Origin of the sequence: Allorhodopirellula solitaria, from assembly GCF_007859855.1 — a bacterium.
In the GTDB taxonomy this organism is placed as follows: Bacteria; Planctomycetota; Planctomycetia; order Pirellulales; family Pirellulaceae; genus Rhodopirellula; species Rhodopirellula solitaria.
Genome location: NZ_SJPK01000017.1, coordinates 63657 through 82243, shown reverse-complemented (window position 1 = coordinate 82243; position 18587 = coordinate 63657). Strand labels below are relative to the sequence as shown.

9 protein-coding genes and 1 pseudogene are annotated in these 18587 nt (G+C 54.8%); 5 read left to right on the top strand and 5 right to left on the bottom strand.

The features are described from left to right. Positions 1-232 (bottom strand): annotated as a pseudogene (locus tag CA85_RS21475) (ISKra4-like element ISRma1 family transposase); the annotation flags it as partial. A 199-nt stretch (positions 233-431) separates the two neighbouring features. Here CA85_RS21475 and CA85_RS21470 point away from each other — a divergent pair. Both CA85_RS21470 and CA85_RS21465 read left to right on the top strand, forming a co-directional pair. Continuing rightward, entirely contained in the window at positions 432-3974 is a 3543-nt protein-coding gene (locus CA85_RS21470; RefSeq protein ID WP_146393415.1) for an AAA domain-containing protein, read from the top strand. Between the two features lie 557 nt (positions 3975-4531). Continuing rightward, positions 4532-5779, top strand: a complete 1248-nt coding sequence (locus CA85_RS21465) for a phospholipase D-like domain-containing protein (RefSeq protein WP_146393414.1) — start codon at positions 4532-4534, stop codon at positions 5777-5779. A 378-nt stretch (positions 5780-6157) separates the two neighbouring features. Here CA85_RS21465 and CA85_RS21460 read toward each other — a convergent pair whose 3' ends face one another. The 4 genes from CA85_RS21460 to CA85_RS26210 all read right to left on the bottom strand — a co-directional run bounded on the left by CA85_RS21460 (position 6158) and on the right by CA85_RS26210 (position 15540). After that, complete coding sequence (locus tag CA85_RS21460) at positions 6158-7084, bottom strand: ISAzo13 family transposase (RefSeq protein ID WP_246113053.1); 927 nt, start codon at positions 7082-7084, stop codon at positions 6158-6160. Further along, entirely contained in the window at positions 7003-7365 is a 363-nt protein-coding gene (locus CA85_RS25875) for a hypothetical protein (protein WP_246113051.1), read from the bottom strand. Before CA85_RS25875 ends, CA85_RS21460 begins: the two co-directional genes overlap by 82 nt. Positions 7366-7599: 234 nt before the next feature. Continuing rightward, the gene (locus CA85_RS21450; RefSeq protein ID WP_186775113.1) at positions 7600-14754 is read right to left on the bottom strand and encodes a choice-of-anchor M domain-containing protein; all 7155 of its coding nucleotides are present in this window, start codon (positions 14752-14754) and stop codon (positions 7600-7602) included. Between the two features lie 93 nt (positions 14755-14847). Next, positions 14848-15540, bottom strand: coding sequence for a type II secretion system protein (locus CA85_RS26210; protein ID WP_391564928.1), 693 nt, complete (start codon positions 15538-15540; stop codon positions 14848-14850). A gap of 516 nt (positions 15541-16056) precedes the next feature. Between CA85_RS26210 and aroF the strand changes: the two genes are divergently transcribed. The 3 genes from aroF to secG all read left to right on the top strand — a co-directional run bounded on the left by aroF (position 16057) and on the right by secG (position 18575). Further along, positions 16057-17112 carry a 3-deoxy-7-phosphoheptulonate synthase gene (gene aroF, locus CA85_RS21440; RefSeq protein WP_146393410.1) on the top strand — a complete coding sequence of 352 codons (1056 nt, stop codon included), beginning with the start codon at positions 16057-16059 and terminating at the stop codon, positions 17110-17112. A gap of 32 nt (positions 17113-17144) precedes the next feature. After that, positions 17145-17897: a triose-phosphate isomerase gene (gene tpiA, locus CA85_RS21435; RefSeq protein ID WP_146393409.1), complete on the top strand. Its 753-nt coding sequence runs from the start codon at positions 17145-17147 to the stop codon at positions 17895-17897. Positions 17898-17984: 87 nt separating this feature from the next. Continuing rightward, positions 17985-18575, top strand: coding sequence for a preprotein translocase subunit SecG (secG, locus tag CA85_RS21430; protein WP_146393408.1), 591 nt, complete (start codon positions 17985-17987; stop codon positions 18573-18575). Positions 18576-18587 lie beyond the last annotated feature (12 nt).

The window sequence follows — 18587 nt, the reverse complement described above, 5'->3', positions numbered from 1 at the left end:
TTCCCTGCATTGAAATGAAGAACTGCATTGCCTGGCAACCGATCTTCCTGAGAGCCTCTTGAACGGATCGCTCGGTCTGATCGAACGACTGTCCTTGCTTGGCAGCCTCACGAACCCCAGCACGCAGCTGATCGCCAAGTTGCTGCAGTTGCTCGGCAAGCTGCTCAGGTGATTGCGGAGTATTTGTCGTGGAAGTGGGGTTGCCATTTGTGTTTGACTGCTCGACGCTCATCTTAGCGGCCTCCTGCCTATGTGATTCGGATGTTCAGAACCCAGATCATGGCAGGTTGGCCGCTTTTTAGTTACCCAGATTGCCAATCGCTTAAAAAGTGACCGGCGGAACGCCGGTCACACCCTTTTGGAGGAACTACAGTCACGATAAGATGGCATACGGCACAATTTAACTTTACATTCTGAATAGCGATTGTCTGATGTTAAAAGAAGGAGCACAGGTTCTCAAAGGCAACTACACGGTCCTTCACCCCGTATCGCAAAATGATCGGCACGAAGTATGGGCCGCAGTTGACCAACTGGGGATCGAATATGTTCTAAAAACGTGGGCATTCGATGGAAAGCCGGACGCGGTGGACAGGCAACTCTGGGAAGTCGAACAGCGGAATCTGTACCGCTTAGCTAGTTCGCCGAATGCAAAAGACCAAATGCTTGTCATGCGTGAAGCTGATTTGCATTGGAACGAGACTGGCGGCGGTGGATATTTTGTCTTAGTTCTGCAGTCACCCGGAGTAAACCGTCTTGATCAGATGCTAGAACGTCGAGGTCAGGTCCCCTGGCTACGAAGAGTGGATGAGATAGATGTAAGAGTACAACTCTGGCGATCCATTCGAGTTCTGGCGGAAGGAGTAAACCGAATTCATGAACTCCACATGCTTCATCGAAGGATAAGTGCCAAAAGTATTTTTCTTAGCGAAGCGATTGGACCGTCAAGCATGCGGCTCAGCGCGTTCGAATGGACCGTCCGAATTGGCGACCCGCATCGGGCAATACATCTCGAAGAGAGCATCTTATTCCCGCCAGAATTTTACGAAACCGAAGCAAGACCTTTTTCGATCGAATCTGATTGGTTCATGTTTGGCGCGCTGATCGCACACATTCTTTGCGGAGCAAGTTTCTCCCCAGATGACAAACCGGAAGATCAATACTCAAACTTCTTTCGTTGCGTAACGGAGCAAACGTTCTTGACTGATGTAGAAAAGAGCTTGATAGAGCGACTCTTATCGCCAACCCCGCAAACAAGACTTTCGTCTAGTCATGAAGTTTTCGATGTGCTGTCAAGAATCATGCGTGAGCTAGATAATCCACCGGTTGGTGAAGATCAATACTTGGGACTCGTGGTCCAATTGGGGCCGCAACAACCGATGACGCAAGCGATCATCGAACTAGACGACCGCATTGCCGCAGACGAGATTGAACGGCAGCGATCATTCATTCAGAATGATTTGTCTCGTCCGACCATACTTGAGCATCGCCCGAATGAATACATCGTAAAAGGTCGTCGTTTGCGGTACTTCATTTCTGAGTACACTCGGCCGGGTGAATCTCCAAAACAAGAATGGGACCTCGCTTTTTCATACAGCCCTGCTGAGGTTCGTCATTCAGAAGGGGACGAAAGCCAGAATGAGCTTAGGGATATACCCATCTCCGTATTTACGAAAAATGCAGTTTTTAACAATCCAGAAACAGTTCTAAAGAACGCAGTTCGTTGGAAAAGATTCTTTCCGACAGGCAGCGACGGTCCAGTCGCTGGCGATAACATTACACAGTTTCACGATTTTTTTCGGGCAACGAATCAGATCGAGTTGCTGATGCGAGATGCTGAGATATTTTCGTATGAAGTAGTTGAGAGAAAGCCACCAAGCGAAAACGGAGAAACTCTGGTAGTCCGAGAAAACGAGAGAAGGCAGTTAACCAATACAAGCTATCTTCAAAAACAAGAAATGGTGGGATTTCTTAATCGAGAACGTGCTTCGAACAGATACGGCGACCATGTGCTGCTTAGCGACGACGATGAGATACGAAGCACTGCGAATGTCGACTTGCCGGAGTTCTGGAGAATTGTTGACCTCGATCCCTCTAGCGGAGAGATAACATTACGTCGCGGGATTGCTGGCCCGATGCTCCCAGCGCCGGACAAGGGTTTCTTACGTTGCTATGGAATGTTCGGATCGGTACGTCTGATCGAGCGCCGTGCAAAAGCGATTGCGAATTTGCGATCTCATACGTTCTTGCTTCAGGCGCTGCTCGACCCCAGTTTTCTGTACATGCATTCAGAACTGACGAGGCTTCCAGCGAAACTAGACGATTCTCTTGATTCTGCCAAGCAAGAGGCCATTAAGAACATCTGGTCCACTCGTCCAATTTTCGCGGTCCAAGGCCCACCAGGTACAGGAAAAACAACCCTAGTTGCCAATCTTCTTGAGCAAATATTCAGAGACAACCCTGTCTCGCAGGTTCTGGTGTCGGCACAAGCTCATGCCGCCGTGGATGTTCTGCGAAACAAAGTCTCAGAAGAAGTGTTTAGCGACACGAGCGACGACTCCCGTCCGCTTGCAGTTCGAATTCCTAGAAGTAGAAATGACAAACCCTTTGGCGATAGTGACTATCCCCATGCAGTTGCTAAGCGGCTTTTGGAATCAGCTAAAACAAGGCTGGCGGCTATTCATGGCAAGCTTTCGCCTGTCCAGAAAGACTGGTCGAATTTTGTCGATGAAGCAGTCGCCGCACTTATGCGACAGGATACTGAAAGTGAAGTCGAAGACTTCGTAGAACTGGTTCGCCGTTCAGCGAATATTACGTACTGCACGACTACCTCTGCCACGCTTGCTCAACTCGCAGTATCTAAGCAAACATTCGACTGGTCAATTATTGAAGAGGCTGGAAAAGCACACGGATTCGACCTTGTTCTTCCGCTTCAAAATGGTCACAGATGGCTCCTCATCGGTGATCACAAGCAGTTGCCGCCTTATCGATACAAAGATTTCCAAGAATCGCTCCGGCACCTGGACGAAATGGTTTCCCGATTAGACGAACTGCGCCAAGCTGGCGAAGATCTCGTGGACCGTGACTTCGTCCGTGACTGGAGTAGCAAGTCTAACGGGGAGAAGGCGAAAGCACGCGACCTTTGGCTGAGCTGGTTGCCTGTATTTGAGCGTCTGTTCCAACTGTGCAAAGAGAGGACAGGCCGAGCCCACGCACCTGGGCTTTCGTCAATGCTAACGCAGCAGCACCGCATGCATCCCATGATCTCAGACTTGGTTTCGCGGGCATTCTACAACGGATCTATTGAAAGCATGACCGTCGACTCAGATGGAAATCCAAAGGAGAGTGTACTGCACTCATTTGAATTGCCAAGTGAGATTCGTGGCCGCCCAATCGTATGGCTTGATACCGGTGCCGCAACCGATGGATTCCCAGGGGAGGATAGTACTACTGGACCATATACGTCCCCGTCTGAGGTCGAGGCGATTGTTTCATTGATAAACACTCTTAAAACTTCGCGTCGGGAAAAGCAAGATCTTGCAGTTTTGTCTCCGTACAGATTGCAAGTTATGAAGCTCGACGCGAAACTAAAAACGGACGTCTACGATTCGATCCCTGAATGGCTTACCAGCATCGGTGAAGGCGACCGTTTTGCAAGCACTGTAGACTCGTTCCAAGGGAATCAGGCTGACGTTGTGGTGGTTTCCCTTGTTCGGAATAACGAGAAGGACAACAAACGCTCCGCGCTTGGTTTCGTGGAAGATGCTGAGCGACTAAACGTGATGATGTCTCGTGCGGAGAAGCTTCTTGTCCTTGTAGGCAGTTGGAAGTTTTTTGAACGTATTCTTGAAGATGTGCCGGCCGACCCAGGACAACCGCTTGGCCATATGCGACTGGCATTCGATTTCATCGCTGAACAAATCGAAATGGGAAATGCAGCTCGTATTCACATTTCATCATTACGGGAGCTGTCATGATTGTTTTCCTTCCAGTTAGTCGTTACCGAGTCCATTATCAAATCGCTGGAGGTCGACCCTATTCAAAATTTGATGGGTTGGTTTTGCAAGCTATCTACGAAGGATGCGGAGGTCTTGATGATTTGGAGAATACGTTTCGTGTACACCCAAGTCTCATCATTGGCACCGTGGTCACACTAGTGCAGGCTGGATGGGTCGGAATCGACAGCGCAAGGGATGGAACGACCTATGCGGTCACAGACCTTGGGAAACACGCACTGAGCGACGGTGCAGACTTGCCGTTGAATCGGGAGATTTCCTCGAGGCACACGTGGGTAATCGTAGACGCGTGCGAGGGCCAAATTGCCCGAGGTAACCAAGCAGTTTTTTGGTCCAGGGATGATTTGGGAGACCAGCCTGACTCTATTTGGGAACGCGGAATTCAGATGCGTCGGAGCGACATAGACCACTCTCCGGAGCCCGGTCTAGTCCGGTCGTTACTTTCAGCGAATACGGAAGCAGGGCACTATATAAGGTCAATTGGACCGATTACTATAATGCGAGATGGGTCTGACTTCTTGCCGTTGCTCGTTTCGTCGGAAGACAATGAAGTCATTGGGCTACCTCCAGATTGGGAGGACCTCCTGGTTGAGGAAGTAATCCGAGTTGCAAAGGAGAAAGCGGCGTCGTATTCCGAAGGAGACCGTAAGGCGGATAGCGAATGGTTCAATGCTTGCGTGCGACCTCGCATTCGCCCAATGCTCGGTCGACGTCGGTTCAATGCATCCCTCGAAGAGACTGGCACAGTCTCGGAAACGACTAAAGAGAATTCGGAAGAAAAAGCATCAGAGGGGAGTTGGGTTCACACGTGTCGCAAGCCATCGCTCTTGAGCTCATCCGAGGCGCATCAGCAGCATCTGAAACAGTGCTTTGAAAAAGCATCCACGAGCATAATTTTGTCTACATCTGAGGTCAACAGCAGTGCAATTCGACAGCTAATGCCACTAATGACACGGGCACTTGCCCGAGGTGTCAACATCGATGTTATTTGGTCCATCAATGACCAGAAAAGAACTCAGCCGAACATTCGAGACGGCCTAGCACTACTACGTAGAATGGAGAGTGCTTCAAAGGGGAATTCCCTTGCAGGTCGTCTTATGATGTGTGGCAGTATTTCTCAACTTCACACGTCAATTGTGATTAGTGATAGAGATGGTAAAATAGATTTCGCAGTAGGCAGCTATAGGTGGCTGGGTGGGCAAGACGCATTTTCGGGTACGAGCGTCATTTTTGACGATCCAATCATCGTTTCGAAGGTTTGCCAATTCGTAAGCCGCAGGATGCAACTAGATGACAATTTACGACAGAGTCGCAACCGTCTGCTGCTCGACCACGCTGGCAGTAGACTGGAAAGGCAGGACACCAAACCGGAGCCACCAATTGGCCGTGCGATGGTGCTCTATGGACGCGAACACTTTGCATTCAAAAAGCATATCACTGAGCTATCAGGCGAAGAGTTCTATCTGGAGGTCGGTGCTATTTCATCAGCAAACCTGGAGGAGTTGCACGGGTTAGTAGAGCGACTGAGTGGTAGCGAAGTTTGTTCTCTGTGGATCAAATACGAATCAACCACGGTAGATTTGTCGGTTTTTCATGATCGGCAAGATAAACTTAGGATACAGTTTGAGCAGTTGAAATCTGACGGAAGTTTCAATCTTCGTATGGGAGCAACCAGTGTCTACACAAGTTTTGACTGGATTGAATCAAAGAAGATTCCTAAGTGGGATGACGACGTGCATGTCGGCCTAGTATTTGAAACGTTTTAAGCGAAAAAAACTGATCGCGTTCGACTTCTTCTACGTCTTGTAGTAGCAGCTGCGGCCCAAGGTTGATGGCCTTATACCTGGAAAAGGGATTAACATTCTCGCTATTGAAGGACAGCAATTCCCGGTGAGTAACTGAGGGCTGATTTTCTTCGTGTTTGAGCGACTTTGATTTGCTTGCACGTCGCGACGAGAGGCCAGGCTCTGTGGAGGGGGTTTCAGCGGTGGGGCGATGAGTAACAATGTGGCCTCGACTCACGAGGTCAAGGATGAGAAACCAGATAGATCTACCCGAACCACGACGAGGCCTTTCCGCAGACGCGTTGATTCAAACGCTGCGGCGAAGATTTCAAGGACCTGTTCGGAAACAACTTCGGGATTTCAGCATGGGATGACATAGTTGAATTTACTGAGGCTTGAGTCCCGCTGAGTCGGTTCGTTGTCTTTGAATGCTTGCTCTACCTTGATGCCAGAGTGGTAGACTTTGCGAGCCAACTCGCAGACAACCTTCAGACCAGTTCGCGTATTGACTTTCGAAATCAGCGTCTGCATCCATGAGAGTGATTCGACGAGCCGTCCGCTGATCGCTCGTGTTAGGTGACAGAACAGGCGATGATCGATCGGGTTGTATTTGCTGCAATACGGAGGCAGATGAGCGACGCGAATTGGGATTCCAAGGGTGACCGCCACGCGGTGCAGGCGTTCCCGATAGAGCGGGACGCGGTAGCCGTTGCTGCCACCGCAGTCGGCCAGGAGCAACATTCCCCCGGCATCGGCGTAACGGGTTCGTCCCATTCGATGCCACCAACGACGAACCGCATCGGCAGCTAACTCACCGGTGTCAGCGCCCGTCGCCAAATACACAAACGCTTCGTTGGCAACTGAATCGTAGACGCCGTAGGGAATTGCTTTTGAATCACTGCTGTACGACCCGAAGTCATGGTCAAAAGCATGTAGCGAGCCATCAGTCCAAGAGCGTCCGCTGCGGGAAAACTGACCGATCAACTCCTTCTTCTTCGTGTCCACGCTCAAGATCGGCCATCCGAGGCGTTCGTACTGCTGGCGAAGCTGCTGCAACCGGTCGAACTGTGGCTGGCGAAACTCGCTAGCCCCCAGAGGAATGTCTTTGGAGATCTTGCGACGCCCCAGTTTTAGGTTTCTACGAAGGATCTCAGCGATCACGCCCGGTGAGAGTGAAAACCCAAGCCGATCGATAGCCGAGGCAATCACTCGCAGCCCGATGTTGGTCCAGATTTGACCGTCGTGGACCGGCGATCCAGCTGTTTGCGTCGTGACTTCAGTTTCAATCGCATCGACGACCCCCGGCTGGGCTTTGCTAGCAAATCGGCGGCCTCCCCTTTTTTACGAACTCGCCCTTGAGCCTCATCATGGGGCAGGCTTTGCAGGTCACGCTTGCCTCGCGTGATCGTATCGGGGTGACAGCCGAACAACTCAGCAACGTAACCGATCCCGCCATGGCCCAACTTGCTCGCTTCAATGGCCGCATACCGTCGTCGGTCCTTCTCGCTGAGCGATTCGTACAAATTCCGCATCTGCGTTTCAACATCGCCTCGGTAAACATTCTTCATCGCTGGCTTCCGTGGAAAGTGACGAAACCAGTTTACACGATTCCCGAAGTTGTTTCCGAACAGGTCCATAGCTGGCTGCCGATGGCGTCATCGTAAGCACGATACCGGCTCGCGCGGTGCTCGCCGCACCACAGGTCAGGAGAATCAGCGGGATGGTCAGAATGAATTTGAAGTTCATAAGTCTCTCGTTTGGTTGGAGAATGGAGTTTTGAAAGATTTTCGTATTGGGAAGCATTAGTTGTTGTCCTCTTCGGTTAGCAAACCATCCTTGAGTTTTTTGCCGATCGCTCGACTGACGACAGCCAGGTCAACGCTATTGACCACACCATCTCCGTTGGCGTCGGCTTCCGGATCCTGATTTCTCATCGATTGCATCACAGCCATCCGGTCCGCGATGTCCACCTTGCGGTCGCCGTTGAGGTCACCCAGCATTCGGTAGAAGGATTGAATCGTTTCAAACTCACCGTCGCCATCCGCATCGATACCGATTTCGTAGTAGCCGTCGCCTGCGTTTGAATTGCGATTCCCTCCTAGTCCTTGTTCGCCAAAGTCGAACTGCAACGCGTTTCCGGAGGCACTCAGATCAAAAGCGGATGCGGCCAGCTCCGCGCCGTTCTCGCCGTCCAGGTCATACTTCATGATCTGCACACGGTCAGAATCGGCGAGTAGTTCCTCCAGGCCGTCGTCGCTACTAAACAGGACGTCGACATCGCGAACATACGAACGCTGAGTCATCCCATTCTGCACCTCGATCGCTTCGGCCGCATTGCCAACCTTGAAGAAGTAGGTCGTATCTTGACTGGCAACCACGTCACCGTTCGCCAACGTGCCCGTCGCTTGGAACGTAACTTGATAGATGCCCATTTCCGTAAAGCCGAAATTGGTGTGAGCATGCTGGCCTTCGGAGAGCATCACCGCATCGGCTTCGATGATCCCGTCCGAGGTCGCCATGGCAACAGCGGGAGAACCGTCCGGTGCAGATGTCCACATTGAAAAGTCCCCAGGGGCACTCACCGATTTCAGACGCAGAGACAGTGAACCATCGAGGAAGGTACCGTCCTCGATCTCTTCGGTTCCCAGCCCAAGGAATAGTAATTCCGGACTTGGGATGGCAGGTAGTACAAAGAACGACTCGCCGGCGCTTACTCCGGTGAAAGCGAACTCCGATGCAACTGGACGACTCGTGAGGGCCCCCATGCCGACATAGAACACGGCTTCGTCAGGGTGATACTCGGCTTCGTTTTCATGATCGTGAACGTGCAGATCCCAGCCATTTTCATTTTCGTGATCATGCTCATCGTGATCATGCTCGTCGTGATCGTGCTCGTCGTGATCGTGCTCGTCGTGATCGTGCTCGTCATGCTCGTCGTGATCGTGATCGCCGAACAGGATGCCGATGTCGGCATGACCTTCAGAGAGAACGATCTGGAAATCGGTTTTGGCTGACTGGTTGATCACAACGGTTCCGGAGTCCGTACGGCCTGTTCCGTCGCTGACGGTGTAGGTGAAGCTATCGGACTGATGGAATGCATCGGACGGCGTATAGACGAAAGATCCATCCGGCGCGACCGACACGTCACCGCTGGATGCCGTAACGTCCAACTGTGCCGTCAATGGATCTCCATCGGGATCGAAATCGTTGAATAGAACGTTGCCAAAGACGGAACTGCCCGAATCGACAACAAAGGCATCATCCATTGCCACGGGAGCGTCGGGTGCCGGCGTGACTTCAACCGTGACGGTCGCGACGTTTCCGAACAGACGGTTGTCGTTGTCCGGCGACACCGGCGTCAGCAGGTACGCGCGGGTCGCTCCGTCCTGTTTTCCATAACCTACAATGCTGCGGCCATTGTTAATTCCTTCGCCGATCAGAAGCGTCCAGTCTTCGTCATCGATCAATTCATTCAGGTCAATGATGGCTGTTTCTTCAGCAACAAGCTCACCGAGGATCGCCGCCCCGCCGAATGTCGGGTAGTTGTAGAATCCTGCCACATAACCGACGAACTGATCGGTCGCATTGATATCTTTCAGTTCGCTGTGGTTGTAGCTCAAATAGTCCAGTGTGCCGATGTCGATCATCTGTTCGTCGTGATAGACGAAGCCGTGATACAGGCTGGTGGAACTGGTTGGCGAAACGGTTCCCACGACGGAACTGCCTACCGCGTTGCCGGATGCATTCACCGCAAAGGCAGCACTGTAATGGTGATCATCGACCAACGCTCCCATGTCGACTTCTGCGTAACTGTCGTCGGGCTGCCGTTCCCACAGCGTTGCATGCGACAGGAATTCCGCATCATCGGCTCGGGTGACGCCGACGATAAACTGACCATCGGGGCTGATTCCCCACGCTCGACCACTCGAAGCGGCGTTGCCAGCGACCGTCGGAAGTTCCAGCATCACGCCGTCGACGTAGACGAACGGTTTGGTTGCCGTTCCATTGCTGCTGCTGCCGACAATCTGGTTCAGATTGTTGATGTCATTGGCAACTGCCGACGTTCCACCAAGCGTTCCAAGATTCGCAATGACTCCGTTTTCCCAGCGGAATGCCTTGGGGGTACTGTTGTCACTTTCTCCGACGACGACTCCCTGGTCGTTGATTGCGTATCCGCGACTGAAGTTATTGCTGCCGGTGCCCGCGACCACCCCCAGGTCCTCCATCGCTCCGCCGGTCCAGCGGAACGCATGCAGCGGATTGCCGGAACCTTCCACAATCCCGGAGTTACCGCTGACTTGGTTCAGGTTGTTGACATCCAGCGCGTAGCTGGAAGTGCCGCTTAAGGTCCCCAGAGGCGTCACTTCATATTGCACGTCGGTCGTGGTGTACGTAAACGTGTCGGTCCCATAGAAGTCAGGATCCGGGGTGTAGGTAAACGAACCGTCGGGTTGGAGCGACAAGGAACCATTCTGCGGGCCAGTTACAACCGCTGCTTTCAGATTGTCGCCATCGGCGTCGGTGTCGTTCCCGAGAACTCCGGGGCCGGCAACGGCCAGGGTTTCATCTTCGCTGACGGTGTAGGAGTCCAGGTTCGCGACAGGCGTGTGATTGCCCGACAGCGTCACGAACGCTGTGGTGAATCCGCCGCGAGCATTGGTCATGCGGTATTCAAACTGATCGTCGCCATCGAAGCTCGAAGAGGGTTCGTAAGAAAACGTTCCATCGGCCTGGAGTTCCAGAGTCCCATGGGCCGGATCGGTTTCAACGCTGATCAGAAACTCGCCCAGGGCCGCGTGCCATTCATCGTTCTGTGTCACATCACCTTGGAAAATGTCGCTACCGATCCGGAAGTCATCGTCAACGGCCCCCTGAGTGTCGACGTTGAACACCATCGTCTGGATACCGCTTTCGTAGTAGGCGTCTTTGCCTTCGTCGTAGACACCGTTGGCGTTGTTGTCGAGGAAGGCGCTGACTACCACATCGACTTCATAAATGCCCGCTTCGCTGAAGCCGACGTTGTAGTGACTGTGACTATCCGCGCGGAGCCAGAAATTGTCGGTATCGTCCAGTCCATCGCTGGAAGCCACGTAGATCCGGGGCGCTCCACCGGAAACAGACCAGATCGAGAAGTCGCCATCGCTGCTGCTTTGCAGGTCGACAATCTGGTACTTCATATACGGACGAGCCGTACTGGAAGTGATCCGGGCATCGTCGGGAACATAGCTTGCAAACAGGTCCGACGGAATGCTCTCTCCACTGAAGCCCAAGTGTGGGACGGAGGATGTGTTTGAACTGGGCAGGACATAAAGCGCCTCGCCCGATCCGACCCCGGTAAAGTCGTAGTCGGCGCTTTCCGGCCGATCGACCAGTGTGTTGGAATCGGCGTACGTGTAGATCTCGTCGCTGCGAATTTCTCCATCGGGAATCGTACTAGTGCTGCCATGCAACGCCACCGTGAACTCACCGTCATCCCACACTGGGCGATAATCGGCGTGATTTTCGACATAGTAGTGGTCGATCGGATCCGCTGCACCGCGACGCAAGGTGTAGACTTCACCACCGATGTACGGGAGTGCGAGCGGGAAGTCATCGCCATTGATGATGGTTCCGTCGCCCAGCACGCTCAGGCCGAGGGTTCCGCTGCCAGAACCGGTCGTCACGGTGACCTCGTACAAGCTGCCCGACCCGGTGACTGAATCGACGGTCGCGTCCGACAGATCGCCAGCGTTCATCACGACCATGAAGTCGGACGTATCGACACCCGTTACGTCGTCGCTGAACTCAACGGCGAACTGCACAGTGTCTGCCCCGGTGGGATTCGCATCCTGCCGGCTGATCATTTGAACCAATGCGCCGGGTGCGTTGACGGTCACGCCGTCGAGCGTTCCTGGAAATTGGAGCACGGCCGGCCCGCCGATGGGGTCCGTCAGAGCGCCGCTGTTGAGGTCGATGGTATTGTCAACCAATTGGACGCCATCGAGGTCAAGGTCGTTGCCCCCCACTGTATGGCCGAAGAGTAGCGAGGGCGAACCCGATCCGCTGAGATAGTCGGCATAGACAACGTCCTCGCCCATTTCCAGCGCGATGCGAGGTGTCCCGCTCACTTCGATCGGGAAACCGAAAAACACCTCCATCTCAATCTGATCGCCTTCGAGGTAGTGACGTGAATCCGGCGGTACCAACCGCATCGGGTTCTCGCCCGTCAAGTTCTCCAGGACTTTGAGTGGAGCGCCCAATGGAACGGAGACAACGTCCTGATCCCCGTCATTGTCGAAATCATCAGGCGTGAGCGCGAAGACGAAACCGGGATCAATTAACAAGGGATCGCCGAACGTCGCGTTGCCCTGACCAGGCGCCCAGTGGGCGCCGGTTGAATGGTAGAAAAGCAGATCAGTCACCCCGTCCTGATTCAGGTCGGTCGGTGTGACATAAGAAATTCTCGAATCGAACAGTTCTGTTCGCGGGCCGAAACTACCATCCGTGTCCTGGGCATAGTACCAGGTTGTACTCGACTGATACGTTAGAATGTCTGGCAACCCGTCCCCCGTAATGTCGGTCACGGCCAGAACGCTCGTCGTGGAGTCGAATGTCAGCTCCTGGTCAGTCGTAAAGTTCCCGGCACCGTCATGTTTGAGGATCGACAGTTTTCGTACGGAAGAACCCTCGTAGACCAACAGTTCCGGGGCGTCGTCTCCATCGACATCTTCAAGCAGGATACTGTTGATGCTCGTAAAGGTCCCGTTGACGACCACTTCCGAGTGACTACCGTCCGCTTGAGATTCATAGTAGACCAAGGACGTTGCGCTGTCATAGCGAACGACGTCCGCTCGATTGTCGCCGTTCATGTCCGCTACTTGAAGAACGGTCCCCGAGAATTCGCTACCGATTGTCTCGAGTGTAAAGTTTGCGTTGCCATCGTTCACATAAACGGCGATGACTTCGTTGCTGCCAGACCCCTGGCGGGTCAGAATGTCGATATCGCCGTCCGCATCTGCATCGATTGGGAACAGATCGTTGGCGCCGCGACTGTACGGATCCTCGGGGTTGATGAGCACGGCCGATGAGAACGTCCCATCTCCGCTGCCTAGATACAGGTAGATCTCTTCCGTCGTGATTTTCTGAGCGATATCGACATTCCCGTCACCGTTGAAGTCGGCCGTTACCGCGGAAACGCTGACGCCCAGGTCGTCCAGTTCCACCGGCAGTTCAAACGGCACCAGCCCGTTGGCCGGGACGGTGACATCGAATGTTTCGGTGGCTTGCAGGCCGTCGCCATCAGTGACCGTAACGGTAATCGTGGTCGAACCGGCTTGGTCCGCCGCCGGAGTGATTGTCAAGGTACGTTCCGTCCCATTACCGCCGAGCACGATATTCCCATTGGGGACGATCGCTGGATCGGACGAAGTCGCCGTCACGACCAATGCTGCGGCAGCGGTTTCGCTGTCACCGATAGTAAACGCGATCGGGTCGGATGAGGTGTTTTCGACAACGAATTGACTGGCGATGTGGGAGACCGTGGGAGCCGTGTTCGCAGCAGCCACCGTCAACACGAATGCTTCCGACGCCATGCCTCCGTCGCCATCCTCGACCGTCAGGGTGATCGTCGTTGTTCCGACCTGATCGGCAGCTGGAGTGACGGTGACCGTCCGGCTTGCTCCGCTGCCGCCGAGCGTGATGTTACCGTTGGGCACGAGCGCTGCGTTGGAAGACGTCGCAGTGACCGCCAACGCGACTGCGTCTGTTTCCGCGTCTCCGACAGTAAAGGCTAGAGCGGCTGTTGAGTTACTCGCCTCCACCTCCTGGTCACCCACATCGGAGATCGTGGGGGCCGTGTTGACCGGTTGGTCATTGTCGACAATGGTGACGACTGCTGTACCGTGTTCGCCAATCAGACCGTTGGCATCTTCTTCGATCACGCGGATGTAACCATCTAGATTTCCCGGCGCTGCTGCCGAGAGCGCCACGCTGAATGTTTCATCACCCTCGACGAGCGTGTCATCCAGGACCGGGATCGTAATCGTCTTCAGCGTCTCGCCATCGAGGAACTCGAGCGTTCCCGAGGACGAGGTGTAATCATTGCCGGCTGTTGCGGTGTCGGCAGTGGTTGCGTAGTTCACGGCGATCCGGCCATCGCTACCTCCAACGCGGAGCACATCGATCGACGCGGTCCCCGCATCTTCACTCACCGCGTAACTGGAAGCATCAAGTTGCAACTGCCCGACGCTGTCGATCGAGAAGTAAATCGTGATGTCGTCGCTTTCGCTGAACCCCGCTTCATTGGGCGTTTGATTATTATCGTCGCCGAAGTAGGCCGACAATTTCACGTCAACCTCATAGCGCCCAGGAGCGGAAAAACCAAAACTGAAGTGAGCATGCCCGCCGTTAAAGATCCACATCGCGTCGTCGCTGGTGATCCCATCGGTGAGATCCAAACCGTTTCCATTTGGGTTTGCCACACCGTCGTCGTAAGAAGCCATGGACACGATCGGCGTTCCAAACGAGTCGTTGTGCCACATTGAGAAGTCGCCCCCTCCCTCGGCCCCTTCGGGAGTGGTGTGACGCACGTCGGTTAGAGTGGCTTTGACCCACCGACCATAGCCGTAGAAACGCCCACTCGAATCGTCAACTGGGTCGTACCGGTCGACCGACCCATTCACCCCGTAAGAAGCGAAACCAAGAAACAGCGATTCACTATCCTGAGACTGAGGCAGCCAGTAGAGATCTTGCCCCGCAGTGGCACCAGTGAAATCGTACGCCGCATTCGCGGGCTGTGAAGTGACCGACTTGTCGCCAGCGTACAAAACCACTTGGTCGTTTTGGTAAGTGGCACTGTCTGCATTGACCCCTAGCGACCACTCGGATCCCGAGTGCTGGAAATTCAGATCGACATGCTCCGTCGTGGCGAAACTGTCCAGGCTGGCAACCAGCAATCGGCGTTGCTCAAGGGACTCCATGCGAAACAATCGCTTCGACAGCGAGCGTCGCCGAGACGTTTTGGAGGCACGACGACGGAGAGAACGGAACATTTTAGAAACCTTTCGAAAGAACTACTCGACGACGGGACATAGATTGGGAAGTGCAAAGTTGATATCCGCTTCAGCCCAGCCTTTAACAATCTGACAGGGGATCAACTCCACATGCCCGTCAGCGAAAAGGTAATGAGCAAAGCCGGAATTGCGGTCGGCGGCAGGGGGGGGCTCCAGCGGATCGCCCACGCCTTGAAAACGATCCGCTTTCACGTCAGCCAGTACGCGAGACCAATTGCCGGACTGGGGATAGCGAATCCAGTTTCGCGAATGGGTATGGTCTTCCGTGACCGCCGTGCCACGCGAGTCTGAAATCGTGAAGACCATGATCGTGCGGTGCGTCGACTGCAGGTGATTGATAGACAGCGCTTGATCAGGGCCTGGAACGCACAGGTACTCGTTAAAGATGTAGCTGGTCCCTTGATTCTCGCGGCGTTTGTCGATCTGAGGATCGACCGGGCAGAGCCGAATACTGTCGACGTCCTCGAAGTACGGCGAGAGCGTGTGGATCCAAGCCCCTTCAAAATGCGTGTCATGCGTCGACTTTGGAAAGTACCCACGATGGGTATCGCAAAAGGCATGCGTAGCAATACCGATCTGACGGAGATTATTTGCATCGGTGACACGATCGGCCGCCTCGCGAGCTTTTTGGACCGCAGGCAGTAGAAGACCAATCAGAACTCCGATCACCGTGATCACCACCAGTAACTCCACAACCGTAAAACCGCTCCTGCCCGGCGAAGTGCACTGACTGGGGCGCGCGTTCGAATTGCGATGCCTTTTATGTTTGTGATGCATATGCAGATGCTATGCACCTGCACCCGACACCGCAAGTGGGAGGCTGGCGGATTTTTCTACCCCTGGCTTGCGCGGCGCCGATCGCCTGGCCGACCAGACTGAATGGTGTAAACAGCCAAAATCCTTCGACTGGGAAGAGAGGAAACGCCGAACGACCTGCCGACTGGAGAATCAAAAGCTGCTTGACGATCGGGCAGCGAAAATCGACGTTCTCGTCCGCGTCTGGGCTCACTGAATCGGTGCTACGCCGCATCGAAAACGCTCGCGCTGCGGACGAACGCCGAGGGTTCGCGTTTCGTGCAGGCTGGAGAGTGGGTTTCGCCCCTCGGGTGATTCCCGACTCCTCTCGACGATTTCCCCCCTGCCTGCTATCGTGTCGCCTCCGATTCTGGAAGGGTTTCCCTTATTTAAGCAGCCGAGCAGGCTTTTCTTGTGATTTTGATCCTCAAAAACGGTGCCTCTGACGAGCAAATCGAGCGAGTTATCGCGCGACTCGAAGGCTGGGGGCTGCAAACTCACCTCAGCCGTGGCACGTTTCGGACAATCATTGGATTGATTGGCGACGAATCTCAAGTCAGCCAAGAAACGCTCAGTTCGCTCGCCGGAGTGTCGCAGGTCATCCCGGTGCTGCCGCCGTACAAGTTGGCGTCCCGCGAAGCCCATCCCGAATCGAGCGTGATCGATGTCTCAGGCGTCAAGATTGGCGGCGGTCAGCTGGGCATGATTGCGGGCCCCTGTAGCGTCGAGGACCGTGACCGGATGATGCGGATCGCCGAAAGCGTCTGCCAATCGGGAGCAAACCTGTTTCGCGGCGGGGCGTACAAACCTCGCACCAGCCCCTATGCGTTTCAAGGCATGGGCGAAAAGGGACTGGAACTCCTGCGTGAAGTCGGCGATCGTTTTGGCGTTCCCGTGGTAACGGAGGTCACCGATCCCCGCAACGTCGAGTTGGTCGCTCAGTATGCGGACATGCTGCAGGTCGGCGCCCGCAATATGCAGAACTTCGTGCTCCTGAGCGAGGTCGGTAAAACATCGCGCCCCGTGCTGCTCAAACGCGGCATGAGCGCCACGATCGCCGACCTACTGATGAGCGCCGAATACGTGCTCTCCGAAGGCAATCCTGACGTGGTGTTGTGCGAGCGGGGGGTCAAAAGCTTCGACCCAGCGACGCGAAATCTATTCGATGTCGCCGCAGTGCCCGCTGTGCAAGGGTTGACTCACCTGCCGATCATCGTCGATCCTTCGCATGCCACCGGGCGGCCTGACTTGATCCCACCCTGTGCTCTCGCTGGACTCGCCGCCGGCGCCGACGGGGTTCACATCGAGGTGCATGATTGCCCCGAAGAGGCCAAGAGCGACGGGCCTCAGGCATTGCTGCCTGAACAATACGAACAAATATCGCAGCAGATGCGATTGATGGCCGATCTGCTCGGCAAAACCATCTCACCGCTTGCGGATTCCGCGAGCACCCCCAAAAATCCTTCTTAAAACAACCCTCCACCACCTACCGAGGCTCTCGCGTGACTCGACGTACTATCATCGCTGGAAACTGGAAAATGAACATGCGATCGGCCTCAGCCCGGTCGCTCGCCAAGGGGATCGTCGACGCCGTCGGCAAGACCTCTGACGTGGAAGTCGTCCTCTGTCCGCCCGCGGCCTACATCGGAGCGGTGACGGACGTGACTGCGGGCACGCCCGTCGAGGTTGGTGCCCAGAATCTGTTCCCTGCCGACGACGGCGCCTTCACCGGTGAACTGAACGCGGACATGCTGACCGATGTCGGTTGCCGCTATGTCATTCTCGGCCACAGCGAACGGCGTCAACTGATGGGCGAAGCCGATGCCGACGTCAGCAAAAAGCTTCATGCCGCTTTGGCAGGAAACTTGGTCCCGATCGTTTGTGTAGGCGAGACCCTCGAACAACGCGAAGCCGATGAGACTGAAGCGGTGGTGGAATCCCAGATCCGCGGCTCTCTCGAGGGCCTCGACGAAGCCCGGGCTGCCGGGATCGTGATCGCTTATGAACCGGTCTGGGCTATTGGAACAGGCAAGGTCGCCACCAAGGAACAGGCCGAAGCCGTGCACGCTTTCATCCGCGAACTGCTGGGCAAAATGTTCACGCCCGACGTGGCGGCTCAAGTCCGAATTCAGTACGGTGGCAGCGTAAAACCTGGCAATGCCGCCGAACTGCTCGCTCAACCCAATATCGATGGCGCGCTCGTCGGTGGCGCCAGCCTCAAGGTCGATGACTTCGTCGGCATCATCCAGTGCTAAGCCGTTGGCGGCCCGCCTCACTCCCTCTCCAAAATGACAGCTAGAAGCTAGCAGCTAATAGCGAGAAGCTTTCTTTCAGGACGAAACATGCTCCATTCCATCGATTTGACTCCCTTCCTTCCCCTGGCTGACTTCGTCAGCATGGTGCTGGGAATGCTGATGGCATTCCTCTCGCTCTTCTTGATCCTGCTGATCTTGCTGCAGCGTGGCCGCGGCGGAGGGCTTGCCGGGGCACTCGGCGGAGCGGGCGGACAGAGTGCCTTCGGTAGCAAAGCGGGCGACACGTTCACCGTCCTGACCGTTTCTCTGGCGGGTATCTGGATTTTCGTTTGTGCCTTCGCCATGTGGAAACTAGGACCGCACCTGGGAACCGACCAAACCGCTGCGAATGAGTCCAATGTGATCGCGGGACCGGGCGACGACCAAGCCGACGATGCATCGAACGACTTGGTCATCCCCACCAACGAGAACCTCGAGAGCGAACTCGGAAACGGAGACCTGAGCCCCGCCGACGAGCCCGTTGAGGATGAGACGCCCGTTGAAATGGAAACCGCTGTCGACGCCAGCCAAGACGCGGAACTGGGCGAGGCCACCTCGCGGGCCGACGCGACGACCGGAGTGGAAGCCACCCCCGACGATGCAGAATCAGAGACGCCGGAAACAACCTCGGCGGACTGATCTGCTCGTTTT

Bases quoted from the DNA above. Each gene is read 5' to 3' on its own strand.
- CA85_RS21450 (WP_186775113.1), bottom strand. From the start codon at position 14,754: ATGGAGTCCCTTGAGCAACGCCGATTGCTGGTTGCCAGCCTGGACAGT.
- CA85_RS21470 (WP_146393415.1), top strand. From the start codon at position 432: ATGTTAAAAGAAGGAGCACAGGTTCTCAAAGGCAACTACACGGTCCTT.
- secG (WP_146393408.1), top strand. From the start codon at position 17,985: ATGCTCCATTCCATCGATTTGACTCCCTTCCTTCCCCTGGCTGACTTC.
- CA85_RS25875 (WP_246113051.1), bottom strand. From the start codon at position 7,365: ATGAAGAATGTTTACCGAGGCGATGTTGAAACGCAGATGCGGAATTTG.